This window comes from Pseudomonas sp. SAR267, assembly GCF_052077595.1.
GTDB classification, from domain to species: Bacteria; Pseudomonadota; Gammaproteobacteria; order Pseudomonadales; family Pseudomonadaceae; genus Aquipseudomonas; species Aquipseudomonas vlassakiae.
Genome location: NZ_JBQIHU010000001.1, coordinates 1463418 through 1489353, shown reverse-complemented (window position 1 = coordinate 1489353; position 25936 = coordinate 1463418). Strand labels below are relative to the sequence as shown.

General features: G+C 62.9%; 26 protein-coding genes. 10 read left to right on the top strand and 16 right to left on the bottom strand.

The features are described from left to right. Positions 1 to 87 precede the first annotated feature (87 nt). The 6 genes from ACTORR_RS07260 to ACTORR_RS07235 all read left to right on the top strand — a co-directional run bounded on the left by ACTORR_RS07260 (position 88) and on the right by ACTORR_RS07235 (position 4616). Entirely contained in the window at positions 88 to 1017 is a 930-nt protein-coding gene (locus ACTORR_RS07260; protein ID WP_441343602.1) for a helix-turn-helix transcriptional regulator, read from the top strand. Between the two features lie 10 nt (positions 1018 to 1027). Continuing rightward, positions 1028 to 1960, top strand: a complete 933-nt coding sequence (gene pcaQ, locus ACTORR_RS07255; RefSeq protein WP_054887254.1) for a pca operon transcription factor PcaQ — start codon at positions 1028 to 1030, stop codon at positions 1958 to 1960. A gap of 375 nt (positions 1961 to 2335) precedes the next feature. Next, entirely contained in the window at positions 2336 to 3091 is a 756-nt protein-coding gene (locus ACTORR_RS07250) for an FKBP-type peptidyl-prolyl cis-trans isomerase (protein WP_027918134.1), read from the top strand. A 279-nt stretch (positions 3092 to 3370) separates the two neighbouring features. Next, complete coding sequence (locus ACTORR_RS07245) at positions 3371 to 3811, top strand: YkvA family protein (protein WP_054886433.1); 441 nt, start codon at positions 3371 to 3373, stop codon at positions 3809 to 3811. Positions 3812 to 3912: 101 nt separating this feature from the next. Then, positions 3913 to 4251, top strand: coding sequence for a helix-turn-helix domain-containing protein (locus ACTORR_RS07240; RefSeq protein ID WP_054886432.1), 339 nt, complete (start codon positions 3913 to 3915; stop codon positions 4249 to 4251). Continuing rightward, positions 4248 to 4616 carry a hypothetical protein gene (locus ACTORR_RS07235; RefSeq protein ID WP_054886431.1) on the top strand — a complete coding sequence of 123 codons (369 nt, stop codon included), beginning with the start codon at positions 4248 to 4250 and terminating at the stop codon, positions 4614 to 4616. Before ACTORR_RS07240 ends, ACTORR_RS07235 begins: the two co-directional genes overlap by 4 nt. On the opposite strand, the gene ACTORR_RS07230 is transcribed toward ACTORR_RS07235, so the two are convergent. Both ACTORR_RS07230 and ACTORR_RS07225 read right to left on the bottom strand, forming a co-directional pair. Further along, the gene (locus ACTORR_RS07230) at positions 4598 to 5593 is read right to left on the bottom strand and encodes an EAL domain-containing protein (protein WP_313365187.1); all 996 of its coding nucleotides are present in this window, start codon (positions 5591 to 5593) and stop codon (positions 4598 to 4600) included. The two genes, ACTORR_RS07235 and ACTORR_RS07230, sit on opposite strands and share 19 nt — an antisense overlap. 113 nt (positions 5594 to 5706) lie before the next feature. Continuing rightward, positions 5707 to 7788 (bottom strand): carboxy terminal-processing peptidase, encoded by a 2082-nt coding sequence (locus tag ACTORR_RS07225; protein WP_441343601.1) that lies wholly within the window; start codon positions 7786 to 7788, stop codon positions 5707 to 5709. Between the two features lie 144 nt (positions 7789 to 7932). On the opposite strand from ACTORR_RS07225, the gene ACTORR_RS07220 reads away from it, so the two are divergent. Beyond that, the gene (locus ACTORR_RS07220; protein WP_054886428.1) at positions 7933 to 8895 is read left to right on the top strand and encodes an NAD(P)H-quinone oxidoreductase; all 963 of its coding nucleotides are present in this window, start codon (positions 7933 to 7935) and stop codon (positions 8893 to 8895) included. Positions 8896 to 9008: 113 nt separating this feature from the next. On the opposite strand, the gene ACTORR_RS07215 is transcribed toward ACTORR_RS07220, so the two are convergent. The 6 genes from ACTORR_RS07215 to ACTORR_RS07190 all read right to left on the bottom strand — a co-directional run bounded on the left by ACTORR_RS07215 (position 9009) and on the right by ACTORR_RS07190 (position 14295). After that, complete coding sequence (locus tag ACTORR_RS07215; RefSeq protein WP_313365185.1) at positions 9009 to 9662, bottom strand: HAD family hydrolase; 654 nt, start codon at positions 9660 to 9662, stop codon at positions 9009 to 9011. A 14-nt stretch (positions 9663 to 9676) separates the two neighbouring features. Beyond that, complete coding sequence (locus ACTORR_RS07210) at positions 9677 to 10666, bottom strand: ABC transporter ATP-binding protein (RefSeq protein WP_054886426.1); 990 nt, start codon at positions 10664 to 10666, stop codon at positions 9677 to 9679. Position 10667: 1 nt separating this feature from the next. Continuing rightward, complete coding sequence (locus ACTORR_RS07205; protein ID WP_313365184.1) at positions 10668 to 11462, bottom strand: ABC transporter permease; 795 nt, start codon at positions 11460 to 11462, stop codon at positions 10668 to 10670. After that, the gene (locus tag ACTORR_RS07200) at positions 11452 to 12282 is read right to left on the bottom strand and encodes an ABC transporter permease (protein WP_054886424.1); all 831 of its coding nucleotides are present in this window, start codon (positions 12280 to 12282) and stop codon (positions 11452 to 11454) included. Before ACTORR_RS07200 ends, ACTORR_RS07205 begins: the two co-directional genes overlap by 11 nt. Beyond that, positions 12279 to 13085, bottom strand: coding sequence for an alkaline phosphatase family protein (locus ACTORR_RS07195; RefSeq protein WP_054886423.1), 807 nt, complete (start codon positions 13083 to 13085; stop codon positions 12279 to 12281). Before ACTORR_RS07195 ends, ACTORR_RS07200 begins: the two co-directional genes overlap by 4 nt. 145 nt (positions 13086 to 13230) lie before the next feature. Then, on the bottom strand, positions 13231 to 14295 hold the full coding sequence (locus ACTORR_RS07190; protein ID WP_054886422.1) for an ABC transporter substrate-binding protein: 1065 nt from the start codon (positions 14293 to 14295) through the stop codon (positions 13231 to 13233). Positions 14296 to 14613: 318 nt separating this feature from the next. Between ACTORR_RS07190 and ACTORR_RS07185 the strand changes: the two genes are divergently transcribed. Beyond that, positions 14614 to 15327 (top strand): UTRA domain-containing protein, encoded by a 714-nt coding sequence (locus tag ACTORR_RS07185; protein WP_054886421.1) that lies wholly within the window; start codon positions 14614 to 14616, stop codon positions 15325 to 15327. A 100-nt stretch (positions 15328 to 15427) separates the two neighbouring features. Here ACTORR_RS07185 and ACTORR_RS07180 read toward each other — a convergent pair whose 3' ends face one another. From ACTORR_RS07180 to minC, 8 genes are all read right to left on the bottom strand, one after another. Further along, positions 15428 to 17581 carry a mechanosensitive ion channel family protein gene (locus ACTORR_RS07180; protein ID WP_054886420.1) on the bottom strand — a complete coding sequence of 718 codons (2154 nt, stop codon included), beginning with the start codon at positions 17579 to 17581 and terminating at the stop codon, positions 15428 to 15430. 44 nt (positions 17582 to 17625) lie between these two features. Beyond that, positions 17626 to 17793, bottom strand: coding sequence for a hypothetical protein (locus tag ACTORR_RS07175; protein ID WP_165837385.1), 168 nt, complete (start codon positions 17791 to 17793; stop codon positions 17626 to 17628). 183 nt (positions 17794 to 17976) lie between these two features. Next, a protein-coding gene (locus ACTORR_RS07170) for an IS3 family transposase (protein ID WP_441343600.1) occupies positions 17977 to 19331 on the bottom strand; the annotation gives its coding sequence in 2 pieces (ribosomal slippage) (positions 17977 to 18855 and positions 18858 to 19331; 1353 coding nt in all). Positions 19332 to 19432: 101 nt separating this feature from the next. Further along, positions 19433 to 20722 carry a M18 family aminopeptidase gene (locus tag ACTORR_RS07165; protein WP_441343599.1) on the bottom strand — a complete coding sequence of 430 codons (1290 nt, stop codon included), beginning with the start codon at positions 20720 to 20722 and terminating at the stop codon, positions 19433 to 19435. A 168-nt stretch (positions 20723 to 20890) separates the two neighbouring features. After that, positions 20891 to 21526 (bottom strand): RluA family pseudouridine synthase, encoded by a 636-nt coding sequence (locus ACTORR_RS07160; RefSeq protein ID WP_019472567.1) that lies wholly within the window; start codon positions 21524 to 21526, stop codon positions 20891 to 20893. A gap of 84 nt (positions 21527 to 21610) precedes the next feature. Further along, positions 21611 to 21865, bottom strand: coding sequence for a cell division topological specificity factor MinE (gene minE / locus ACTORR_RS07155; protein WP_003252572.1), 255 nt, complete (start codon positions 21863 to 21865; stop codon positions 21611 to 21613). Between the two features lie 3 nt (positions 21866 to 21868). Next, positions 21869 to 22681 carry a septum site-determining protein MinD gene (gene minD / locus ACTORR_RS07150; protein WP_054886417.1) on the bottom strand — a complete coding sequence of 271 codons (813 nt, stop codon included), beginning with the start codon at positions 22679 to 22681 and terminating at the stop codon, positions 21869 to 21871. Positions 22682 to 22781: 100 nt separating this feature from the next. Then, a complete protein-coding gene (minC, locus tag ACTORR_RS07145) occupies positions 22782 to 23546 on the bottom strand; it encodes a septum site-determining protein MinC (RefSeq protein WP_054886416.1) in 765 nt (254 codons plus the stop codon). Positions 23547 to 23657: 111 nt separating this feature from the next. On the opposite strand from minC, the gene ACTORR_RS07140 reads away from it, so the two are divergent. Beyond that, positions 23658 to 24593, top strand: coding sequence for a lipid A biosynthesis lauroyl acyltransferase (locus ACTORR_RS07140; protein WP_099814777.1), 936 nt, complete (start codon positions 23658 to 23660; stop codon positions 24591 to 24593). 128 nt (positions 24594 to 24721) lie between these two features. Then, a complete protein-coding gene (locus ACTORR_RS07135) occupies positions 24722 to 25870 on the top strand; it encodes a patatin-like phospholipase family protein (protein ID WP_099814776.1) in 1149 nt (382 codons plus the stop codon). Positions 25871 to 25936 lie beyond the last annotated feature (66 nt).

The following is a 25936-nucleotide window of genomic DNA, read 5'->3' as shown; positions in this document are numbered from 1 at the left end:
TGCTGTTGCGCAGGTTTTTGCAGAAGGGGTTAAATTGCAGAGTTTGGACATCGTACAACTAAAAGCCCTGCTACCCGGAGATTGCCCATGCCCCCCAAGCGCGAGGTCCCGACCTACGTCATGCAGCAGCGCAGCGAGCTGATGGATTTCTACATCCGCGACCAGCGCGGCCGCCCCGCCGAGACCGCGCCGCATCGTCACGAGTACTTCCAGATTCAGGTCAACTTCGGTGGCGACACGGTGCAGCACATCGGCAGCGTGCAGCGCCCCTTCAAGCGCAACACCTTGGCCTTCATCCTGCCGCACCGGGTGCATGTGATCCCGCATCCGGCCGACAGCGACTTCGTGGTGATCAATTTCTCCCAGACGTTCCTGCTGCCGCACCTGGCCTGCGACCCGATGGACCTGGAGGAGGTGTCGATCCTGCAGGCGCCGGAGCTGTCACCGTTCCGCTTCCAGGAGCACCTCGACTTCTGCCTCGACGAAGCCGACTTCGCCGAGGTACGGCAGATCCTCGATCGGATGCGCACGCTGGATGCCAATCGCCGCTTTGGTAGCCGCGAAATGCTCAAGGGCCTGCTGCTGCAGCTGATCGGCCAGGTCTGCGGCCTGTATGCCGAGCCGCTGCGCGAACTGGCCGACAGCAATGCCGCCCAGCTCAGCCGCCGCGCTGCGCTGGGGCGCATGAGCGAGTACTTGCGCCGGCATATCGATGACCCCGACTTGAACCTGCAGAAAGTGGCCGCCGCCACCTACATGTCGCCGACCTACCTGACCCACTGGCTGCGCAAGGAAATCGGCAAGACCTTCAGCGAGCTGGTGCTGGAGCGGCGGATGCACACTGCACGCAATTACCTGCTCAATGGCAGCCGCCCGGTGGGCGAGGTTGCGCGGCTTTGTGGCTTTGCCGATGAGGCCTACTTCTCGCGGCGCTTCCGCCAGATCCATGGCCTGCCGCCAGGGCAGTTCCGCCGCCAGCAGCGCGACCCGGATACGCCGCAGGTGGCGATGCGGTAAGCTTGCCGGCATGAACCTCGACACCCGTATCAAGTACCGTCACCTGCTGTGTTTCCTGGAGATTGCCCGGCAGGGCAGCCTGGCCAGGGCTGCGGATATCCTGGCGATCAGCCAGCCGGCGATCTCCAAGACCCTCAAGGAGCTCGAGGACCTGCTCGAAGCGCGCCTGTTCGAACGCAGCCGCCAGGGCGTCGAGCTGACCCCGGCCGGCACGCGGTTCATGCGTTACGCCGGGCCTAGCGTGCAGGCGCTGCGTGATGGCGTCAGCAGCTTGCGCGGTGAGGCGCGGGCACCGTCGCAGGTGCGCATCGGCGTGCTGTCGACGGTCGAGGGGCTGCTCATGCCCGAAGTGCTGTGCCGCCTGCATCAGCGCCACGAGGCCTTGGTGATCAGCGTGGTCACCGGGGTCAGTGCGCAGTTGCTTGGGCAACTGCACCTGGGTGAACTGGAACTGGTGGTCGGGCGCATGACCGAAAGCCCGCAGATCCAGGGGCTGTCATTCGAGCACCTGTACAGCGAGTCCATGGCCCTGGTGGTGCGCCCCGGCCATCCTTTGCTGGCAAGTGCACCAGTGGAGCGGCAGCGGGTCGGGCAGTACCCCTTGGTGCTGCCACCGCCGGGCACCACCATTCGCCAGCATGCCGACAGCCTGTTCGTGCAGTGCGGCATCCAGATGCCGGCGCAGCGCCTGGAGACCTTGTCGTTGGCGTTGAGCCGGCGTTACCTGCTGGGTAGCGATGCGTTGTGGGTGGCGCCGCGGGATGCGGTGCTGCTGGATTTGCGCCGGGGTGAGCTGGCCGAACTGGATCTCGGTGTGCGGGAGCCGGGCGGTTCGGTGGGTATCTGCCGGAATGCGGCATTGCCACTGAGCCTGCCGGGGCAGTGGGTGTGCGAGGTGCTGCGCGAGCTCGCTGAGCAGTATCGGGAGGGGCGGTATCCTTGAGGTGCATGCCGCAAGATTTTCAGCGCCTGTGAGATCGAGCGCCGCGCGGGCGGCGCTCGATCTCACAGGCGCTGAAGCTGTCGAGGCAGGCACTTGGTAGCCCTGGCACAAATTTAAATCCTGCCATCCTCAGCCTCCCAAACTCACCACTCGCCACCTCAGAACCCGCCGAAATAAAAAGCCACAAAAACCAGGAAAACCCAACACAAAGGGTCAATACTGGCAAATGGCTGTAAAGCTTCCATGAAGAAGCTTTTACCTACTGAACTTCCTTACGAAAACCCGCTCCTATGCCGGTAGCCATTGGTGATGGCCGCCTGATAAGCTCGCGGCTTTACCCTGATTGCCCTTATGGCGCATGAACAAGGAAATAGCATGAAACAGCATCGTCTGGCGGCTGCGGTTGCCCTGGTAGGCCTGGTACTGGCTGGCTGTGATCAACAAGCCAGCAGCCCCGAGCTGAAAACTCCGGCACAGAAAGCCTCCTACGGTATCGGCCTGAACATGGGCAAGAGCCTGGCCCAGGAAGGCATGGAAGACCTGGATTCGAAAGCGGTCGCTCTCGGCATCGAAGACGCTGTCGGCAAGAAAGAGCAACGCATCAAGGACGAAGAGCTGGTAGAAGCCTTCACCGCGCTGCAGAAGCGCGCCGAAGAGCGCCTGGCCAAGGCCAGCGAAGAAGCTGCCAGTGCTGGCAAGAAATTCCTCGAAGAGAACGCCAAGAAGCCTGGTGTGGTTACCACCGCCTCTGGCCTGCAGTATGAAGTCGTGAAGAAGGCCGACGGCCCGCAGCCAAAGCCGACCGACGTAGTCACCGTTCACTACGAAGGCAAGCTGATCGATGGCAAGGTATTCGACAGCTCGGTCGAGCGTGGCAGCCCGATCGACCTGCCCGTCAGCGGTGTGATCCCTGGCTGGGTCGAAGGCCTGCAGCTGATGCACGTTGGCGAGAAGTACAAACTGTTCATCCCGGCCGAACTGGCCTACGGCGCCCAAAGCCCGAGCCCGCTGATCCCGGCCAATTCGGTGCTGGTGTTCGACCTGGAACTGATCGCCATCAAGGACCCGGCCCAGCTGCAGGGTGGCGAAGCACCCGAAGCTGAAGCCCCGGCCGAAGCACCTGCCAAGTAACAACGGCTGGTACTTGCACAACGCCCCGTCCTGACGGGGCGTTGTCGTTTGTGAAGGCTCATTCGGCGAACCTCGTGCGGCGGCTATTGTCCGAGCAAGTGCAGTGTGAAGAAGCCGGAAGCTTCTGACGCATATCGTTTGCAGATCTGAAACGGCTGCGTAAAAAACGCCCGATCTGAGCGGGACCCTTGCCTTGTGGGCGCCCGCCGTCACAAACTTCGCCCTGTTCACAAGGTTATCCACAATAAATGTGGATAACCTTTACCTGCTGGAGGCTCCATGAGCGCACCCTGGAATTTCGCCCGTTTCCTGCCTCTGGCCGAGCGCCTGCTCAGCCGTGGCCGCTTGCCGGCCTTGCTGTTCGCAGTAGCCCGCAAAGGCCCGCGCATCGGCCAGCTGCGCGACGACGTCAAGTTGCTGCAGTCGCTGTGCCTGGCCTGGTGGCGGGGTGAATACCGCGCCATCAGTCCCAAGGCACTGGTGACCATCGTCGCCGGCCTGCTGTACTTCGTCAGCCCCATCGACGCCATTCCCGACTGGATTCTGGGTGTCGGTTTTCTCGATGACATCGCTGTGCTCGGCTGGGTCCTGAAGACCGTGGCTGATGAGCTGGCGCGCTTCAAGGCCTGGCGCGACAGCCAGGCGCCCGAGCGCCTGCGGGTAGTCGAACGCCTGCCCGACACCCCGGAAGCACTGCGGCTGGAGCGTAATACGCACTGAAATCGAGCAAGTCCCCACAGACTCCCGCGCTTGGTAATATAATTGGCATAAGCGTTATGCCTACGGATTACATGCGGTAATCCTTACGTAAGGGGGTTGTAATGGGTATTCAGGTTATTAGCCGGGACGGTCAACCCGAGTATGCCGTCGTGCCCTGGGAGCAGTACCAGGCCTTGCTCAAGGCAGCCGGGGAAGCGCCCGCCGAGGCGGTTGCCGAATCAGCGCAGCAAAGCGCGCCTGCAGCCAGCCTGCCAGCGTTCAGCGAAGTGGCGCAACTGCGCCAGGCCAAAGGCATCGCCCCTGAGCAACTGGCGCGTAATGTCGGGGTCAGCCCGGCTTACCTGGCCATGATCGAATCGGGTGAGCGCCAGCCGGATGCCGCGATCCGCCGCGCCCTGGCCTGGCATCTGGGGGTAGCCGGCTGGAGCGAGCCGTCATGAGCCAGGTCAGGATCAGCCGACAGCAATGGCAGAGCCTGCTGGACGAGCTTGACCTGGCCCGCCGTCAACGCCATCTGCTCACCTACCGTGCACTGATCGAGCGCCTGCAATTGCCCAGCCCGGCCATGCAGACCCTCACCGCTGCGCTGGAATACCTGGCGGTGCTCGATGCCCGTGCTGAGCAGCCCTTGCGCAGCTCGCTGGTGATCAGCCAGGGTGCCAGCCGTCTGCCGCGAACCGGCTTCTTCGAGTGTGTGGAGCGCCTGGGGCGTTTCGCGGGGCCTGTGGATGGCATGGAGGCGGCGTCCTGGCATGCCTCCGAGGTCGTTCGGGTGTTTGAGTACAGTTATCCCGAGCATGCCTGAACAGTGTGGGCTCCCTGTGCTGGCCTCTGCGAGACGTCGAACCGCCGCGAAGACGCCAGCACAGACAGAGCATCTCGATGGATCACGCCGCAAGGGTTGCCATCGGCATCCCGTACATCCAGTTCCTTCAGGTCACCATAGCGGCCAAACAAATCCATGACCTGGCCAAGCGTGGCATTCAGCCCCACCGTTGGCTGTTCGACCAAGGCCGCCGGCAGCACTTGAGCCATTAGCTGATCTTCTCGCACCCCCATATCCTGCGGCCGTCCCATCAGGTACCCCTGTACCAGGTCCACGCCCATCTCGGTCAATACCGCCAGCTCTTCCGGCAACTCGATCCCTTCGGCGATCACTTGCGCCTTCGAGGCCCTGGCAATCTGCAGGATGGAGCCGACGAATTCGCGCTTGAGCGGGTCGCGGTGGATGCCATCGATGAAGTGGCGGTCGATCTTCACGTACTCGGGACGCAGCTCCGACCACAGGCGCAGGCTCGAATAACCGGCGCCGAGGTCGTCCAGGGCGATGGAAAAGCCCATGTCGCGATAATGGTGCAAGGCGTTGGACAACAGCTGGAAATCGTCGGCAGGGGTCTGCTCGGTAAGCTCGATCACCACCCGACTGGGCGGCAACCCCACTTGTTCGAGGAGCTTGAGGGTGCGCCCGGAAGGATAGTGCGGTTCCAGCAGCGATTCGGGCGAGATGTTCAGAAACAGCTTGCCGTCGAGCCCCTGTTCGCTGAAGCGTCGGCACGCACTTTCACGGCACGCGGCCTCCAGTTCGGTCAGTCGACCGGCCTGGCGGGCGATGGCGAACAGGTTCAAGGGCGAATGCAGCGGGCTGTTGGAGGGGCCACGGCTCAATGCTTCATGGCCGAAGACCCGCCGTTCGCCGAGGCAGACGATCGGTTGGAACAAGCTGTGAATGCTGCGCTGAGCCAGAATTACACTCAATGCACTGAGCTGTTCGGCGATGGTCATGACGGTATCCTGAAAATGAAAGGGCCGGGCATTTGCATGCCCGGCCCCTCTATTTCACGAAAGTGCCATGACTGTTTGATGACGGATCACATTAATCTGCCATCATTGGTCGGTTACTTCTTGGCCATCTTGGTGCTTTCGCTCAGGTAGTCGATAAGGATGCGACCGGTCTCGGCCAGGTACGCATCATCTTCCGGCTTGGTCTTGTCATCCTCTTCCGGCAGGGCGTCCTCGTCGACTTTCTTCAGCTCCTTGAGTGGCTCCTCGCCCTTGGCCTTGCGACGAATGTTCTCCATGGCCAGCTGCTTGGCTTCGACCTCATCGTGGCGGGCACGTCGTTCTTGCTCGTTGAGGCTGACGGTCTTCTCGTCCATCAGCTTCTGGGTCAGGGCCAGGCGGTCACGGATGTAGGTGAACTCGGCGTCCTTGGCGCTGCGAGCGTCATGTTTGGCCTTGAGGTCGGCCAGGAACGGCTTGAATGGGTCGACTGCGGGCTTGACCACCGGGCGGATGGTGTCCCACGGCATCGCTTCCGGCAGGGCGCTCTCGCCGATTTCCTTGGTGTCGATGATCGATGGGTAGTCGATGTCCGGGAGCACGCCCTGATGCTGGGTGCTCTGCCCGGAAACGCGGTAGAACTTGGCCAGGGTCAGCTTCAGCTCGCCATGGTTGAGAGGCTGGATGGTCTGCACGGTGCCTTTGCCGAAGGTCTGGCCACCGATGATCAGCGCACGGTGGTAGTCCTGCATGGCGCCGGCGAAGATCTCCGAGGCCGAGGCTGACAGGCGGTTGACCAGCAGCGCCATCGGGCCTTTGTAGAAGGCGCCCGGGTTTTCATCCTCGAGCACATCGACGCGGCCGTCGCTGTTGCGGACCAGCACGGTCGGGCCTTTCTCGATGAACAGGCTGGTCAGCTCGGTGGCTTCCTGCAGGGAGCCGCCGCCGTTGTTGCGCAGGTCGATCACCACGCCGTCGACTTTCTCCTTCTGCAGCTCGGTGAGCAGTTTCTTCACGTCGCGCGTGGTGCTCTTGTACTCTGGGTCACCGGCGCGGTAAGCCTTGAAGTCCAGGTAGAAGGCCGGGATCTCGATGATGCCGAGTTTGTACTCACGCCCGTCCTGCTTGAGCTTGAGCACCGACTTCTTCGCAGCCTGTTCTTCGAGCTTCACCGCTTCGCGGGTGATCGAGACGATCTTGCTGGTCTGGTCGCTTGGCGCATTGCTGGCCGGGATGACTTCCAGGCGCACCACCGAGCCTTTCGGGCCACGGATCAGCTTGACCACTTCGTCCAGGCGCCAGCCGACCACGTCGACCATCTCCTTGTTGCCCTGGGCGACGCCGATGATCTTGTCGGCCGGTGCCACCTGCTTGGTCTTGGCGGCCGGGCCTGCCGGCACCAGGCGTACGATCTTGACCTGGTCGTTGTCGCTCTGCAGCACCGCGCCGATGCCTTCGAGCGACAGGCTCATGTTGATGTCGAAGTTCTCGGCGTTGTCTGGCGACAGGTAGTTGGTGTGCGGGTCGTAGGACTGGGCGAAGGTATTGATGTAGGCCTGGAAAATGTCTTCGGCCCGGGTCTGGTCAAGGCGCGCCAGCTGGTTCTTGTAGCGCTTGGTCAGGGTTTCCTGGATCTGCTTCGGCTCTTTGCCGGCGATCTTCTGGCGTAGCACCTCGTCCTTGACGCGTTTGCGCCACAGCTCGTCGAGCGCGGCCTGGTCCTTCTCCCACGGGGCATCCTTGCGGTCGATCAGCAAGGTTTCGCGGGTGGTGAAGTCGATCTTGTCGACGCCCTTGGCCAGCTCGGCCAGGGCGAAGTCCAGGCGCTGCTTGACGCGGTCGAGGTAGCGCTTGTAGATGGTGAAGCCGGGGTCGAGGTTGCCGCTCTTGAGGAAGTCGTCGAACTGCGTCTTCCACTTGTCGAATTCAGCGATGTCGGCTGCGGTGAAGTAGCTGCGGGCCGGGTCGAGCAGCTTGATATAGCTGTCGTAGATGATCACCGAGCGGGCGTCATCGAGCGGCGGCTTGCTGTAGTGGTGACGCTTGAGCAGCTCCACCACATTGAGGCTGGCGACGATTTCGTCGCGGTCCGGCTGCAGGCTGTCCCACTTGTTGGCGGCCGCCGCATTGCCGCCGAGCGTGAGGCTGCCCAGGCCAACCATCAGGGCCAGGGCGGTGCTGGGAAGGAAATGCTTCATGCTGATTCGACGTGGAGGCAATTGATCACGCATAGTAGGCCGTCTTATCCGTTCGCCGGTTCCATCAGAGCCGGGCAAATACTGCAAAAAAGCCTGAGGAGCGGGCTCCTCAGGCTCAGTCTGTGAATCAACTATGGAGGCACTGTGAAGGCATTGCAAGGCGTTGACGGACATGTGGCCTGGGTCGAGGCCGAACGCCCGGCCTGTGACGCGGGCCAAGTGCGCATTCGTGTGGCTGCAGCGGGGCTGAACCGCGCCGATCTGTTGCAGATGAAAGGGCTGTATCCACCGCCGCCAGGCGCGAGCCCATACATGGGCCTGGAGTGCGCCGGGGTGATCGAGGAGGTCGGTGCCGGCGCTGACTGGCGGGTGGGCGACCGCGTCTGCGCGCTGCTGGCCAGCGGTGCCATGGCGCAAGAAGTGGTGGTCGATGCGCGCCATGTGTTGCCGGTGCCAGAGGGCCTGAGCCTGCATGAAGCGGCGGCACTGCCGGAGGTGTATGCCACGGCGTGGCTGAACATCTTCCAGCTGGGCAAGGTGAAGGCCGGTGAGAAGGTGCTGGTGCATGCAGGCGCCAGCGGTGTGGGCTCGGCGGCGATTCAGCTGTGCAAGGCCTTTGGCAGCCCGATCTGGGTCAGTGTCGGTTCCCAGGACCGCCTGGACTACTGTGAGGCGCTGGGCGCAGCGGGTGGCGTGGTGCGCAACCAGAACCTCGACGCGCTGGAAGGCATTGGGCCGTTCGACGTGATTCTGGACCCGGTGGGTGCCAGCTACGGTGAGCTGAACCTCAAGCTGCTGGCGCGTGACGGGCGTTGGGTGATCATTGGCCTGATGGGCGGGCGCACGTTCGAGCTGGACCTGGCACAGGTGCTGGGCAAACGCCTGGAGATCACCGGCTCGACCCTGCGCAACCGCGATGATGGCTTCAAGGCCGAGCTGCTGCGTGAATTGCAGCAGCAGGTGTGGCCGCTGTTTGCCGAAGGGCGCCTGTCGCCGCAACTGGTCGATACCTACCCGGTGGAGTTTGCCCAGGCGGCTTATGCCGAGCTTGAGAGCAACCAGGTGTCCGGCAAGCTGGTGATGGTCATCGACCCGAGCCTGGCGTAAGCAGGCCAGGCCTTTTCGCGGGCACGCCCGCTCCCACAGGGATCACCACAAGTCCGAAAACTGTGGGGTGCCTGGGGGAGCGGGCGTGCCCGCGAAGAGGTCCACAGTAATCTTCAGGACCAGCTCAGGATTGGCCAGCCATTCTTCTCGGCATGCTCGCGCAATACCGCATCCGGGTTCACCACATGCGGATGATCCACCTTCAACAACAGCGGCAGGTCATTGCGCGAATCGGAATAGAAACTCGCCCCTTCTAGGTTCTCCTGCTCCTGATCCAGCCATTCAAGCAACCGGGTGATCTTGCCCTCGCGGTAGGTCAACACCCCATGGGTGTTGCCGGTATACACCCCGTTGACTGCCTCCAGTTCGATCGCCAGGTACTCATCAACCCCCAGCCGCGCCGCAATCGGCCCCACCAGGTGCGTGCCTGAGGCGGAAATGATCAGGACCCGGTCGCCTCGCTGGCGGTGCTCGGCAATGCAGCGGCAGGCGTCGCCGTAGATGATCGGCTCGATCACCTCCTCGACCCACGGCTCCACCAAGTGCTTCACCTCTTCCAGCGTGCGCCCGGCAATCGGCTCCAGGCTGAAGGCCATGTAGTCTTCCATGCGCAGGTGGCCCTTGCCGTAGGCCTCCATCAGTTCATGGTCGCGGCGCAGGAACGCCTTGCTGTCGACCCAGCCCAGCCGGGCCATCTGTTCGCTCCACAGCGACGCACAGTCGCCGTGGATCAGGGTTTCGTCCAGATCGAAAATTGCCAGTGCCATCTTGCTGATTCTCCTTAAGCCACTTCGCGCAACGCCGTGGGGTCGATCGACAGGGAGACCCGCTGGCCGTCTGCATGCAGGTCCTGTGGCGAGCGGTTGAGCACGTCGACCACCAGTTCCACCTCACGCACGTATACCCGGTAGCGGATGACGTTGCCGAGCAGGCTGTGACTGCGCACCTCGGCGTCCAGTTCACCGTCCAGGCCCAGGGTTATCGATTCGGGCCGGATTGCCAGGCGACCGGCCACCGGCCGTTGCAGCAGGCGGCTGGCGCTGTCGGCGTCGAGCAGGTTGTAGTTGCCGATGAAACCGGCGGCGAACAGGTCCACCGGCGCGGTGTAGAGGGTTTCGGCATCGCCGCTCTGGACGATGCGCCCCTGGTTCATCAGGAAAATGCGGTCAGACATCGTCAGCGCCTCCTCCTGATCGTGAGTGACGAAGATGGTGGTCAGCCCCAGTTCGCGCTGGATCGTGCGGATCTGCTCACGCAGGTGTTTGCGAATGCGCGCATCCAGCGCCGACAAGGGTTCGTCGAGCAGCAGCAGGCGCGGGCGAGTGACCAGCGAACGGGCCAGGGCCACACGCTGACACTGGCCACCGGACAGTTGATGCGGGTAACGCCCGGCGAAGCTGCCCAGCTCCACCAGCTCCAGTGCTTCGCGCACGCGCTGCTGGCTTTCATCGGCCTTGACCTTCTGCATGCGCAGGCCAAAGGCAACGTTCTGCTCCACGGTCATGTTGGGGAACAGCGCATAGCTCTGGAACACCATGCCGATGCCGCGCTTCTGCGGGCTTAGCGGCACGATGTCGTGGCCGTCGAGGAGGATCTTGCCGCCGTCTACCGGGGTCAGCCCGGCGATGCAACGCAACAGTGTGGATTTGCCGCAGCCGGAGGGGCCAAGCAGGGTGACGAACTCGCCGCGTTCGATCTGGCAGTCGATGTGCTCGAACACCGGGCTGCCGGCATAGCTTTTTTGCAGGTTCTGTACGCTGACGAAGCTCATGTCAGGTTTTGTCCTTGTTCAGGCGGTTGGCGACCCACGTCAGCACCAGCACGAAGGCGAAATACGAAATCACCAGCGCGCTGTTGAAGTGGCCACTGCTGTTGCGCATGTTGTTCAGGTACACCTGCAAGGTCTCATAGCGAGTGCCGACCAGCAGGTTGGCGAACACGAATTCGCCGAACAGGAACGAGAACGACAGCAGCAGCGCCACCAGCAGGCCTTTGCGCAGGTTCGGCAGCACCACCAGCAGGGCGGCCTGGCAGGTGCTGGCGCCGAGCAGTTGGGCGGCGTCCATCAGGTCGCGCAGGTTGATTGCCTGCAGGTTGTTGGTGATTGCCCGGTACATGAACGGCAAGGCGATGGTGAAGTAGCAGCCGATCAGGATCCACGGCGTGCCGACCATCGCCAGTGGGCCGCTGCCGTAGAGCTGCAGCAGGCCCACCGAGGACACCACCGGCGGTACCGCAAAGGGCAGCAGGATAAGGATGTTCATCAGTGCGTCGAGTTTCGGGAAGTGGTAGTGCACCACGAACAGCAGCGGCAGGATCAGCACCACCGACAGCAGCAACGCGCCCACGCACACCAGCAGCGACTGGCCGAACGCGGCCAGGAAGCGTGGCTCGCTCCACAGCGCGACATACCACTTGAAAGTCAGGCCGCTGGGCAGCAGGCTTGCCGACCAGCTGGTGGCCAACGAGTAGAGCAGGGTGCCGGCCAGCGGTAGCAGCAGGATCAGGAACAGCAGGTACGCCACCAGCCGATGGTAGAGCCCGGCGGAGGTTTTTTCAGCGCGCATGGTAGCTCCTCTTGAGCAGCCATTGATGAACCACCGTCACCAGCGTCATCAGCCCCACCAGCACCATCGCCAGGGCGCTGGCCAGGTTCGGGTCGAGGCTGATATCACCAGCCACCAGGCCGGCGATGCGGATCGGCAGTACGTTGAAGTTGCCGGTGGTCAGGGCGTACACGGTGGCGTAGGCGCCGAGGGCGTTGGCCAGCAGGATGACGAAGGTGCCGAGCAGCGCCGGGGTCAGTACCGGCAGGCCGATATGCCGCCAGAACTGCCAGTGGCTGGCACCGAGCAGCGCGGCCGACTCGCGCCAGTCTTCGCGCAGGGCGTCGAAGGCGGGGTAGAGCAGCAGTACGCCAAGCGGGATCTGGAAATAGGTGTAGACCAGGATCAGCCCGCTCTTGGAGTAGATGCTGAAGTCCTCCAGCAGGCCGATCTGTTTCAGCAGCAGGGTCAGCGCGCCGTTGAAGCCGAGCAGGATGATGAAGGCGAAGGCCAGCGGCACCCCGGCGAAGTTGCTGGTCATGTTGGCGAAGGCGCTGACGAAGTCGCGCAGCTTCGAGTCGACCTGGCGCAGCGAATAGGCGCCGAGGGTGGCGATGACGATACCGAACAGGCTCGACCAGAAGCTGATCTCCAGGCTGCGCTGCAGCGCTTGCAGGTAGAACTTCGAGGCGAACACCTTGCTGAAGTTGTCCATGCCCCAGCCTGCTTCCGATTGCAGGCTGTTGATCGCCACCCAGGCCAGCGGGGCGATCTGGAAGATCACGAAGAACACGGCGAACGGCAGCAGGCAGAGCAGGGCCAGGTAGCGGCCACGGTTCACTTGAGCAACTCCCGGCAAACCGACTTGTCGTGCGCCGCCCCGAGCAGCTCGCAGATGGTCCCGCACAGTTCGGTCTGCAGCGGTTTGGCAGCCGGGTCGAGGCTGAAGGCGTCGCCGAACACGAACAGCGGCACTTCACGCTCTTCGGCCAGCAAGCCGTTGTGCGAGCGGTCGTTGTTCATGCCATGGTCGGCGGTTACCAGCACCTGGTAGCCCTCTTCCAGCCAGAGCGGCAGGTAGTCGGACAACAGGATATCGGCGCTGCGCGCGGCATTACGGTACTGGCTGCTGTCCAGGCCATGGCGGTGGCCGACGTCGTCGATGCTCATCGGATGCACCAGCAGGAAATTCGGCGCATGGCGGCGGCGCAGGTATTCGCCGTCGGCCAGCAAGTGTGAGTCGGGATAGCGGTCGTCCCAGTAGAACAGGCCGTGCTGGATCGGCAGCTTCGGCGCGTGGGTGTGGCGGTCGCGCTGGGGGTCGAAGGGCGAGCGGTTGTACAGCTCGCTCATCCAGTGATAGGCCGCCGCGGCAGTCCCCAGATTGGCTTCGCGGGCGTAGTGGAACACGCTGCGCTGGTTGGACAGGCGGTTGACGTTGTTGTGCACGATGCCGCTGTCGATCGGTGCGACACCGGTGAGAATGCACTCGTACAGCGGCCGTGACAGCGACGGCAATTCGCATTCCATACGGTACAGCGCGGCGCGGTCGGCCTCGACGTAGGCGTGCAGGTGGCCCATGGCATGGTGCGCGACCTGGTAGTTGAGGCCGTCGAGCAGGACCAGAATGACGTTGTGTTGCATGGTGGCTCCAGTCAAATCCGCGTTGGCTTCTTCGCGGGCAAGTCCGCTCCCACAGGTACAGCACAGCTTTCAAGGCATGTGCAATCCCTGTGGGAGCGGGCGTGCCCGCGAAAGGGCCAGATCAGGTACTACAAAAGCTAGCCCTTTATTCCATCTCGATGATCACTTGCTCCTGCCACATCTGTGGCAGCTTCTTCGAAGTCGCTTCCCACACTTCGGCATTCTTGATCGGCTGCGCGGCCTTGTATTGCTCGTTGGGCAGCAGCTTGGCCTGCACATCCTCCGGCAGTTTCAGGTGCTCGGCACGGATCGGCCGCGCATGGCCCTTGGCCAGGTTGATCTGCCCGGCGTCGCTGAAGATGTACTCACGTGCAAGCTTGGCCGCGTTCGGGTGCTTGGCGTATTTGTTGATGATGGTGGTGTAGCCCGAGATCACCGTACCGTCCGATGGGATCAACACTTCGAAACGCTTGGGGTCGATCTGCTCGCGGTAGCTCAGGCCGTTGAAATCCCAGACCACGCCGACCTCGACCTCGCCCTTCTCGATGGTCTGGATGGTCGGGTTGGCCAGCGACAGGCGCTTCTGCTGGGCCAGCTTGGTAAACAACTGCAGGCCCGGGGCCAGGTTGCCTTCATCGCCCTTGTAGGCGATGGCCGCAGCCAGCACGCCATTGGCAGCCTGGGCGGCGGTGCTGACGTCACCGATGGCGACCTTGTACTTGCCTTTTTCAAGGTCGTGCCAAGTGGTCGGGCGATCGCCTTCCTTGACCAGGTCCTTGTTGATGATGAAGGCGATGGTGCCGGTATAGGCCAGCGCCCAATGGCCGTCCTTGTCCTTGGCCCACTCCGGCACCTGGTCCCAGGTACTTGGCTTGTAGGGTTGGGTCACGCCCTTGCTGGCGGCGATCGGGCCGAAGGCGGCACCGACGTCGCCGATGTCGGCGCTGGCGTTGTCCTTCTCGGCTTCGAACTTGGCGATTTCCTGGGCCGAACTCATGTCCGTGTCGCTGTGCTTCAGGCCGTATTTGCTGGCCAGGTCTTCCCAGGTGCCCTTCCAGTTGGCCCAGGCATCCGGCATGCCCACGCTGTTGACGTTGCCTTCCTTGCGGGCGGCGTCTTCCAGGGCTTTGAGGTCGGGGCCTGCGGCCATCGCCGAGGTGCACAGGGTAATGGCCGAACCGAGCAGTGACGCCATGAACAACTTTTTCATCCGAAGCTCCTTGGGTGGGTGCCTTTAGCGATCGTTGTTATGAGTGAAGCGGTTTTTGCTGACCGTTGGTCTAGGTCAGCAAAGCTTGAGCCAAGGTAGGCCGCTTGCATGACAGTTTGATGTAGGGCAAAGCCTGCACAAGGCCTTGACGCTACAGCGTAGACCACCCGATGGCCCCGGATATGCTGGCCTGGCGCGTTTCTGGCAGTACCCGGCCGAGGCCTTTGTCACAGGATGTTCATCAGCCCTGCCTAGGCTTGCACTATTCTCCAGAGGCCTCGTTATGGGGCTGGACTAGTCCAGATAGGTAACCTTTTGATGCAGTCGACGCCCCCGCGCGCGGTAACAGCCATCTGCCATGCCCTGCAGGAGCAGATCGAGCACGGCCTGCTGGCACCGGGCGGCAAGCTGCCGGCCGAACGCAAGCTCAGCGAGGTGTTCGCCACCACGCGCATCACCCTGCGCGAGGCGCTGGTGCAGCTGGAAGCCCAGGGCCTGATCTACCGCGAAGAACGGCGCGGCTGGTTCGTCGCACCGCAACGTCTGACCTACGACCTGATCGAGCGTAGCCACTTTCATGCGATGGTGCGGGACCAGGGGCGGGAGGCCAGCACCGAGCTGCTCTCGGCGCGTCTGCAGCCGGCTTCGGCGGCAATCTGCGCGCGCCTGCAACTGCCGGCGCTGTCCAGCGTGGTGCGAATATGCCGGTTACGGCGCATCGATGGGCGGGCGGTGCTGTACGCCGAGCATTACCTGAACCCGAGGTATTTTCCCGGGATCCTCGAGCAGGACCTGGCGCAGTCGCTGACCGAGATCTACGGGCGGGTGTACGGCATCCGCTACGGGCAGGTGTGCTTCGAGATCCTGCCGACCGCCTTGCCGGTGGAAGCGGCTGCTGCCCTCAAGGTCTCTACGGGAAGCCCCGGGTTGCATATCACCCGGGTCAACAGCGACCAGCATGGGCGCCTGATCGACTGTGACCTTGAATACTGGCGGCACGATGCCATTCGCATCCGCGCGCAGGCGGGCTGAGGTGTTGGATTCTTCGCGGGCTTGCCCGCTCCCACAGGTAACGCGCAGGTTTCAATACCAGTGAGCACCCTGTGGGAGCGGGCGAGCCCGCGAAAGGGACTTAGCTGGAAGAACCGGATTCCGCCATTTGGCCACCTCCGGCAGTCACCACCTGCACCGACAGCCGCGGCGTGGCCAGGTCCAGCCCGGCTTCATCGAGCTGGCGCTTGAGCGCCAGGTTGAACGCCCGCGACACTTCCCACTGCTTGATCGGCGCGGTCTTGAAGCGTGCCCGCAGGATCGCCGAGCCTGACTCGAAACTCTCCACCCCCTGCAGCTCCAGCGGCGACCAGATATTGCGGCGCATCAGCGGGTCGTTACGCAGTTTCTGCCCCACTTCGCGGATCAGCGTGATGGCCTGGTCGATGTTCATGCTGTGCGGGATGGCGACGCGGAAGATCGCGTAGCCGAACTCACGTGAGTAGTTCTTGATGCTCTTGATCTCGCTGAACGGGATGGTGTGCACGATGCCGTCGATATCGCGCAGGCGTACGGTACGGATGGTCAGGCCCTCGACCGTGCCCAGGTGGCCGCCGACATCGACATAATCGTCGATCGCCAGCGAGTCTTCGATGATGATGAACAGGCCGGTGATCAGGTCGGCTACCAGCGACTGCGCGCCAAAACCGATGGCCAGGCCGATCACGCCGGCACCAGCCAGCAGCGGCGTGACGTTCATGCCCATGTTGGCCAGGGCGACTATCACCGCAATGATGAAGATCACCACGAACATCACGTTGCGGATCAGCGGCATCATGGTCTGCGCACGGGCGTTGGCCAGGCCCCGGCGCGAGCGGACCAGGGCATGGTGTACGGCGGTGTCGGCAAGGATCCATACCAGCCAGGCGACAATCAGCGTGCCGGCCAGGCCCAGCAGGCGCAGGCTCACTTCATGGCCTTCGCCCTCGGCGAAGCCGATCATCGACAGGCCCCATACGCGCAAGCCCAGTTCGATGAATACCAGCCAGATGAACAGGTGCACCAGCAGGTAGGCAAAATTGCGCAGGCGCTCGGCGTACACCGCCTGGCGCTTGTTGGCGCGTTTGGGGTTGGCGGCGTGGCGGCGGACCAGCCCGTTGAGCACCATGCATACCACCACCAGCACGGTGCACATCAATGACTGGCGCAGGGCAGTGCTGGTGTCACCGGCGGAAATGAAGGTGGCGAACAGCGAAATGGCGACCAGGATCAGTGCCGGCACGAACCAGAAGCTGCCGAGGATCTCGATGGTGTCGCTCAGGGTGCGTCGGGTCAGGCGCCGGGCCAGGGGCTGGTTGCGGATCAGGTGGGCGATCGGCCGGCGGAAGCGCAGGATGAACAGGCCCGACGACAGCGCCGCGATGACATTGGCCAGGGTCGCCAGGGCGTGGGCCAGGTGGGTACCGAGTGCGACCTGCATGCGCGGGTCGCTCATGGCCTCGCCAAAGGCGGCGAAGCTGCCGATCAGCCACAGCGGGCGGAAGGCCTGGTGGCGCAGGATGTGCAGGGCGCGGTGGCGATGGGGGCCGTCGAGCAGCGAGAAGGCAATCACGCAGATGGCCGAGAAACAGGTACCGACCACCAGTGCATAGGCCAGCACCATCGCCAGCGATTTGCCCAGCGACGGGGGCAGGGCAAAGCTCAGGTACACAGTGAAGATCAGCGCCACCATCCACGGCCCCAACTTGCGCAGGGCGAAGCGCACCAGGTCCCAGGTACGGGGGTGTTGCGGCAGCTCCTCGGTCAGGCCGAAACGCACCCGCACGCGGTGGCCAATCCAGTTGAAGGCATAGGCCAGCAAGCTCCACACCGCGATCACCGCGGCAAAGCCGAACAGGATGGCCGGCCACTGATGCACCGGTACGATCAGTTCGGCCAGTTCGGCCTGGGCCTGTTCGATTTCCTGCGACCAGCGGTAGAACGGGCTGGAGTCACCGCTGAACTGCTTCTCGAAGTCGTGCAGGGCGCCGCCGATCAGGCCCAGGACGCCCTGTTCGACGGTAGGTTGCGATTGCCTGGTGGCGTCGCGCAGCTTCTTCAGGTCGGCCAGCAGCTTGGTGCGTTGCTGGTCGTTTTCGAGGTTCTTGATCACCTCGTCCAGTGAATTGGCCAGCGGCTCGGTGGCCTCCGGCTGAGCGGGGGCGCTGGAGCCCAGCAAGCTGGGCAGGCCGGCCGCGTGGGCCGGGGACAGGAAGATGAATAGCAGCAGGGCTAGGCAACGAAGGAAGGCTGGCACCGGGAAATCTACCTCAGGTCAAACGATTGACCGAGTGTAGAGGTTTATGTGGGCAGTTTCTCCAGGATCGTCCAGCAGGTGAGGCCAAAGATGCCCAAGGTGCCGATCCACATCATCAGTACGCCGATATTGCGCTCGCGCATGCTGAAACCGATGGTCAGCAGCATCAGGAACAGGAATACCGGCACGAACAGTGAAAGAAAGGGGGACATGTGCAGCGGTCCTTCTGCTTAAGGGGCTATACAACAATCATAGCGGGTTGGACAGAAGGGGGATTGATCCTGGGCATCTGTTTGCAGGCCCGGCCTCTTCGCGGGCACGCCCGCTCCCACAGGTATCGCACAGGATTTGAATCTTGTGGAGGACTTGGACTGCCCCCTAAAAGTTGGACAGTTCTATGCTGCAGCCTGAGCCCTGTACTCAACAGGGCTCAGGCCATTGAGCTTCAGTTTGATGCGGTCATGGTTGTAGTAGCGGATGTACTCGTCCAGGCCCGCTTTCAACTCATCGACACTCTCAAAGCGCTTCAGGTAGAAAAATTCAGACTTGAGCGTACCGAAGAAGCTTTCCATGGCCGCGTTGTCCAGGCAATTGCCCTTGCGCGACATGCTCTGTTTCACGCCTCGCCCACGGAGCTTGTGACGATACTGAGCCTGCTGGTAATGCCATCCCTGATCTGAATGCAGCACAAGCTTCGGCTTCTCTCCCAAGCAGTCGAGGGCCTTGTCGAGCATGTTCCCAACCAGGCTGTAGCAAGGACGTTTGGCCGTTTCGTACGCCACGATTTCACCGTTGTACAAATCCATAACCGGCGAGAGATAGAGCTTCTGTTGCGCCACCTTGAATTCAGTCACGTCGGTCACCCACTTCTGATTAGGTCGTTGGGCAACAAAATTTCGCTCTAGCAAATTCGCCGCCACCTTGCCGACAACACCACGATAGGAACGGTATTTCTTAGGCCGTACCACTGACTTCAACCCTTGCTCAGCCATCAGTCGTTCAACGACCTTCTTGTTCACCAGCTTGTCCTTTCTTATCACGAGCGCAACGCGGCGATAGCCGTACAGCCCTTTGTGCTCGTGATAGACACGATGTACCAGTTCTTTGAGCGCCGCATGCCTGTCCGGCTTCTGCTGAGCCTTGAGCTGATAGTAGAAGGTGCTGCGCGCCAGCCCGACTACCCGCAGGAGGTCAGGCAAAGGAAATCTGCGCTTGAGTTTGGCGACGATTAAGACTTTTTCGTCCGTGTTCGCTCCTGTTCCTCGCGCATGGCCTTGAGCTCCTTTAGGACAGCGTTCTCCATGCGCAGGTACTCAAGCTCAGCCATCAGCTGCTCTCGAGGCTTTTGCGCATCGTCGGTATTGGTGGGCTTGGCTGGCTTGATTTTTTTCGACACGTTGATTGGCTTTCTTTGCTTGATGACAGTAGGCGAGACAGGACTGCCACTGTAGTACTGCCGCTGCCAAATGCCTATCTGAGATGATTGTCCCAGGTCAAAGTGCGCAGCAGTTTGGCGCAGGGAAAGGCGATGCTCATGCATGTAACTCAGCACCTGCCGCTTGAAGTCCTCGGTATAGCGCCGTGCATGTGAGCCTGGGCTGATGCTGCGTCTCAACTGGTAGCTGGCAACCCAGCGTCGCAACAGGCTGAAATCGATGCCAAAGTTTCGAGCTACCGTACGGAAACCGTTGCTGCCATCCAAATAGGCAGTGATTGCTGTGAGCTTGAACTGCTCAGTGTACTTGGCCATGAATCCCCCAAGGGTTGGATTGGTGTCCAACTTCTTGGGGGCAGTCCAGACTTGTGGGAGCGGGCTTGCCCGCGAAGAGGCCGGACCTGCCTACATCAATCTCAGGGCAGCTCGCGGCTACGGTAGAAGGCCGAAAGCACTTTCACCAGGTGCGCCAGGTCATGGCTGCCACACAGCTCGCGGATCGAGTGCATGGCAAAGGTCGGCAAACCGATATCCACCGTGCGCACCCCCAGATGGCTGGCGGCGATCGGCCCGATGGTCGAACCACAGCCCATGTCGCTGCGCACCACGAAGCTCTGCACCGGCACTTCCTCGGCCATGCACAGGTGCCGGAAGAACCCGGCGGTTTCGCTGTTGGTGGCGTAGCGCTGGTTGTTGTTGACCTTGATCACCGGCCCGGCGTTGAGCTTGGGCCCGTGGTTGCCGTCGTGCTTGTCGGCATAGTTGGGGTGCACGCCGTGGGCGTTGTCGGCCGAGACCATCAGCGAGCGCTGGATGGTGCGCACATAGGCATCGCCATCCGGCAGCAGGCGCTGCAGGGTCTGTTCGAGCATCGGGCCATCGGCGCCACAGGCCGAGCAGCTGCCGACTTCTTCATGATCGTTGCACACCAGCACGCAGATCTCGTCGCTGTCGGCACCCAGCAGCGCCTGCAGGCCGGCATAGCACGACAGCAGGTTGTCCAGGCGGGCGCCAGCGATGAAGTCGCCATTGAGGCCGATCAGCGCAGCGTCCTGGGTATCGTAGAAGCTCAGCTCGTAATCCAGCACCACGTCGGCGTTGAGGTCGTGCTCGCGGGCCAGTTGCTCGGTGAGCACGGCGCGGAAGTCGATGCGCTCGTCACCGGCCACCTGGGCGAGAATCGGCGGCAGTTCATTCTGCGGATTGATCTGCCAGCCTTCGTTGGCGGTGCGGTTCAGGTGGATCGCCAGGTTGGGGATGATCGCGATCGGCAGCTTGAAGTCGATCAGCTGGCTTTCTACCTTGCCGTCACGGCGGAAGGTGACGCGCCCGGCCAGCGACAGGTCGCGGTCGAACCACGGCGCCAGCAACGCGCCGCCGTACACTTCCACGCCCAGTTGCAGGAAGCCCTGGCGCTGCAACTCAGGCTGCGGCTTGACCCGCAGGCAAGGGCTGTCGGTGTGCGCGCCGACCATGCGGATGCCGTTGTGCAGCGGCGACTGCTTGCCCAGCTTGATCGCGATGATCGAGGAGTCATTGCGGGTAAGGAAGTAACGGCCACCGGGCACCGTAGCCCAGCTGTCACGCTCGTCCAGGCGCTGGTAGCCGGCCGCCTCCAGGCGCTGGGCCAGGCTGGCGGTGGCATGGAAGGGCGTCGGGGAGGCCTTGAGGAATTCGATCAGGCCGGTATTCAGTGCTTCGCGCATAACTCACTCCAGACAGCAGTGGCGCGAGTTTAGCCTATTGAGTCGATAATTTGTGTCTGCCTCTTCGCGGCTAAAGCCGCTCCCAAGGGATATCACAGGCCTTGCGGCTGGCACCGTCCCTGTGGGAGCGGCTTTAGCCGCGAAGAGGCCGGTACAGGCCCTGCAGCATCAGAAGGGGGCAGGGCACTCGAACTTCAAGCGCTCGCCGCTGACCGGGTGGGTGAAGCTCAACATCGAGGCATGCAGGCACAGCCGTTCATGGGCCGCCAGCGCCTCGGGGTTGGCATACAGGCGGTCGCCCAGCAACGGGTGGCCGATCGACAGCATGTGCACGCGCAACTGGTGCGAGCGCCCGGTGATCGGGGTCAGCTCGACCCGGCAGTGATCCCCGCATCGCTCGACGATGCGCCAGAACGTCAGTGCATGCTTGCCCTGTTCATGGTCCACCACATGCCGTGGCTTGGTTGGCGGGTCGTAGCGCAGGGGCAGGTCGATGCTGCCGCTGTCCAGCGCCGGCTGGCCCCAGCACAACGCGGTGTAGGCCTTTTCGGTTTCGCGATCATGGAACTGGCGCGACAACTCGCGGTGGCTGTCGGCATCGCGGGCCAGCAGGATGATGCCAGAGGTTTCCCAATCCAGGCGGTGCACGATCAGCGCGTCCGGGTAGCCGTTTTCCTGCAGGCGGGTGATCAGGCAGTCCTTGTTGTCCTCGGCACGGCCGGGCACCGACAGCAGCAGGGTCGGTTTGTTGATCACCAGGATGGCGGCGTCTTCATGGAGGATCTGGATGTTCGACAGCGGCATTGCGGGTTCTCTGTGAAAATGACAAAAACCACTGGGGCTGCAGTGCAGCCCCAGTGGTTTTCGCCTGTGCCTGAAACGCCTGAATCAGCGATCAGGCAAGGTGATGTTCAGTTCCAGAATCGAGCAGCTGCCCTGGTTTTCCAGCTCGATGTGCACATCATCGTTGCCGATGTTCACATACTTGCGGATCACTTCCAGCAGTTCTTTCTGCAGCGCCGGCAGGTAGTCCGGTTCGCTGCGCTGGCCGCGCTCATGCGCCACGATGATCTGTAGACGCTCTTTCGCTACCGACGCGCTGGTCTGTTTCTGTCTGCCACGAAAGAAGTCAAAAAGGTTCATGGTTTACTTGCCTCCAAACAGGCGCGCGAAGAATCCTTGCTTCGGCACTTCGACGAAACGCAGGGGTTTCTCTTTGCCCAGGAGGCGGTCGACGGTGTCGCTGTACGCCTGGCCGGCATCGCTCTGGTCGTCGAGGATGACCGGGATACCCTGGTTGGAGGCCTTGAGCACGGCCTGCGACTCGGGGATCACACCCTTGAGCTTGATCGCCAGGATCTCTTCGACGTCGGCGATGCTGAGCATTTCGCCCTTTTCCACGCGCTCGGGGTGGTAACGGGTGATCAGCAGGTGTTCCTTGATCGGCTCTTCGCCGTTCTCGGAGCGGCGCGACTTGCTCGACAGGATGCCCAGCATGCGGTCCGAGTCACGCACCGAGGACACTTCAGGGTTGGTCACGACAATGGCTTCGTCGGCGAAGTACATCGCCAGGTGCGCGCCTTTCTCGATACCGGCCGGGGAATCGCAGATGACGTAATCGAACTGTTCTTTCAGCTCCATCAGCACCTTTTCCACGCCTTCCTGGGTCAGCGCGTCCTTGTCGCGGGTCTGGCTGGCGGCCAGCACGAACAGGTTCTCCAGGCGCTTGTCCTTGATCAGGGCCTGCTGCAGGTTGGCTTCGCCGTTGACTACGTTGACGAAGTCGTACACCACACGGCGCTCGCAGCCCATGATCAGGTCGAGGTTACGCAGGCCCACGTCGAAGTCGACGATGACAGTCTTGTGGCCGCGCAGTGCGAGGCCGGTGCCGATGGCGGCGCTGGTGGTGGTCTTGCCCACACCCCCCTTGCCGGAAGTAACGACGAGAATCTTGGCCAAGGTGTTTCACCCCTAAATAAGTCGGGACAGGTGTCCCAGCAATATGCAAATAAACGGCAACAGATGAAAAAGTTGCTCTAAAAATGACGGCAAGTATCCGTTAAAGACGGGTGATGTTCAACACGTCACCGGACAGGCTGACTTGCACGCCAGCGCCCCACAGCGGGTCGCGGCGCAGGTCTTCGCACACTTTGTACTGGCCGGCGATCGAGACCATTTCAGCGGTCATCTGCTGGCAGAAGATACGCGCCTTGGTATTGCCTTTGATCCCTGCCAGGGCGCGGCCGCGCATGGCGCCGTACACATGGATGTTGCCATCGGCGAGAAGTTCCGCACCCGGGCTGACCGAGGCGGTGACCACCAGGTCGCCACCCTGGGCATAGATCTGCTGGCCGCCGCGCACGGGGGCGGTGATGATGCGGGTCGGGCGCACCTCTGGCACAGGCGCAGGCTCTGCTGCCGGGGCAGGTGCAGGCTCGGCCTTTTTTACCTCGGGTTCGGGCTCCAGCGGCCGCTCACGGGCGCCGGACGGCGGCAGTACCGGCAGGTCGATGGCGATCGCCGCCGCGATGTCCTCGATGCGGTTGGCGCGGATCGCCAGGGTACGCAGGCCATGATGGCGGCAGATACGCATCAGCCCGGGCAGGTCGATTGCCCCTTCGTTGGCGGGCAGCTTGTCCAGCGCCAGCACCAGCGGCGTGTTGCTGAAGAAATTCGGCGCCTGGGCCACTTTCGCCGCCAGCTGGCGGTCCAGGGCTTCCAGGTCGTTACGCCCCAGTTCCAGCACAGTGATGGCGAGCATGCTGCCCTTGAGCTGGAACACGGAGGCGGTGTCGGGTGTGGGGTTTGGGCTCATGGTCTGCATAGACGGCTTGTTGCGAAAAAAGTGCCCTGACTTATAACGATAAGACCGGTTGGCCGCAACCGGTGCCGATCCGATGTAGAATGCTCGGCCTTTGTCTTGCCGGAAGCTTCAATGGAACGCCCGCGTTTTCGACCCTATTTCCTCCACCCGCGATTCTGGGGCCTGTGGCTGGGCCTGGGCCTGCTGTGGCTGGTGGTGCAGTTGCCCTACCGTGCCCTGCTATGGCTCGGCGCTGCCCTGGGCGCGCTGATGTATCGCGTGGCCGGTGAGCGCCGGCGCATTGCCGCGCGCAACCTCGAGCTGTGCTTCCCGGAGCTGTCCGACGACGAACGGCAGCGCCTGCTCAAGGCCAACTTTGCCTCGACCGGTATCGCCTTCTTCGAAATGGCCATGAGCTGGTGGTGGCCCAAGGCTCGCCTGGCGCGCCTGGCCCACATCGAAGGCCTCGAGCACCTGCAGGCTGCGCAGCAGGCCGGGCAGGGCGCGATTCTGATGGCGGTGCACTTCACCACCCTGGAGATCGGCGCCGCGTTGCTTGGCCAGGCGCATACCATCGACGGCATGTACCGCGAGCACGGCAACCCGCTGTTCGACTTCATCCAGCGCAGTGGCCGTGAGCGGCACAACCTCGATTCGCTGGCCGTGGAGCGTGATGACGTGCGTGGCATGCTCAAGCTGCTGCGCTCGGGCCGGGCGATCTGGTATGCACCGGACCAGGACTACGGCGCCAAGCAGAGCATCTTCGTGCCGTTGTTCGGTATTCCGGCAGCCACGGTCACCGCGACCACCAAGTTCGCCCGCTTGGGCAAGGCGCAGGTGATTCCCTTCACCCAGAAGCGCCTGGAGGACGGCAGCGGCTATCGTCTGGTGATCCACCCGCCGCTGGAGAACTTCCCCGGTGAAAGCGAAGAAGCGGATTGCCTGCGTATCAACCAGTGGGTCGAGGGTGTGCTGCGCGAGTGCCCGGAGCAGTACCTGTGGGCGCACCGGCGCTTCAAGTCGCGGCCTGAGGGCGCGCCACGGCTGTACGACAAGAAAAAACGCTAGACCGTTTGTTGCCTGTGCCGGCCTCTTCGCGGGCACGCCCGCTCCCACAGGGATTGCATAACCCGTGGGAGCGGGCGTGCCCGCGAAGAGGACAGGCCTGAAAGCACATCAACCCCAGGAAGGAATCCATGGCACCACCCCCGGTAACTGGTCTGATCCTCTCTGGCGGCGGTGCCCGCGCCGCCTATCAGGTCGGCGTCCTTGCCGGCATCGCCGAACTGCTGCCGCCCGGCGCACATAACCCGTTCCCGGTCATCGTCGGCACCTCGGCCGGTGCCATCAACGCCGTTACCCTGGCCAGTGGCGCCACCCGCTTCAACGATGCGGTGCAGCGCCTCACCACGTTCTGGCAGAACTTCCGCAGCCGCCTGGTGATCCGCAGCGATTGGCCCGGCGTCGTGCGCCAGGCCAGCCGCTTCGTTGGCCATAGCCTGCTGGGCCTGGGCGGCCAGGTGCCGGTGGCCTTGCTCGACAGCAGCCCGCTGCGGGGCCTGTTGCAGTCGCACCTGGACCTGGATGGCATCGGCCATTCCATCGCCGCCGAACAGCTACGGGCAGTCGCCGTGACCGCCTTCGGCTACGAAAGCGGCCAAGCGGTGACCTTCTACCAGGGGCGCGGCACCATCGATGCCTGGCTGCGCCACCGCCGTATCGGCGTGCCCACACCGTTGACCATCGATCACTTGCTGGCCAGCGCGGCGATCCCGCTGCTGTTCGCCCCGGTGCGCCTGGGTGACGAGTACTACGGTGACGGCGCGGTGCGCCAGTCGGCACCGATCAGTCCAGCCCTGCACCTGGGCGCCAGCCGGGTGCTGGTGGTCGGGGTCAGCGGCAACCCGCAGCGCCCGGCTGCGCCGTTGCCGACCCAGCGCGTGTTCAGCGGCCAGCAGCCGAGCCTGGCGCAGATTGGCGCGCACATGCTCAACAGCACGTTCATCGACAGCCTGGAAGACGATATCGAGCTGCTGCAGCGGCTCAACCACCTCAGCCGGCTGCTGCCGGCGCACCTGGATGCACGGCGCCTGGGGCTGGCGCCGATCGAGGTGCTGGTGGTAGCGCCCAGCCAACCGCTGGACGAGATTGCGGCGCGGCACCGGCGCGAGTTGCCGGCGGCGTTGCGCCTGTTCCTGCGCGGCCCGGGGGCGACCCGGACAAGCGGAGCAGGGGTGCTGAGCTATCTGCTGTTCGAGGCCAGTTATTGCAGCGAACTGATCGAACTGGGGCGGCGCGATGCCCTGGCGAAGAAGCGCGAGCTGTGCCAGTTCCTGGGGATTTGATGTTGCCTGTACCGGCCTCTTCGCGGCTAAAGCCGCTCCCACAGCGATCACCTCAGGCCTGAGACC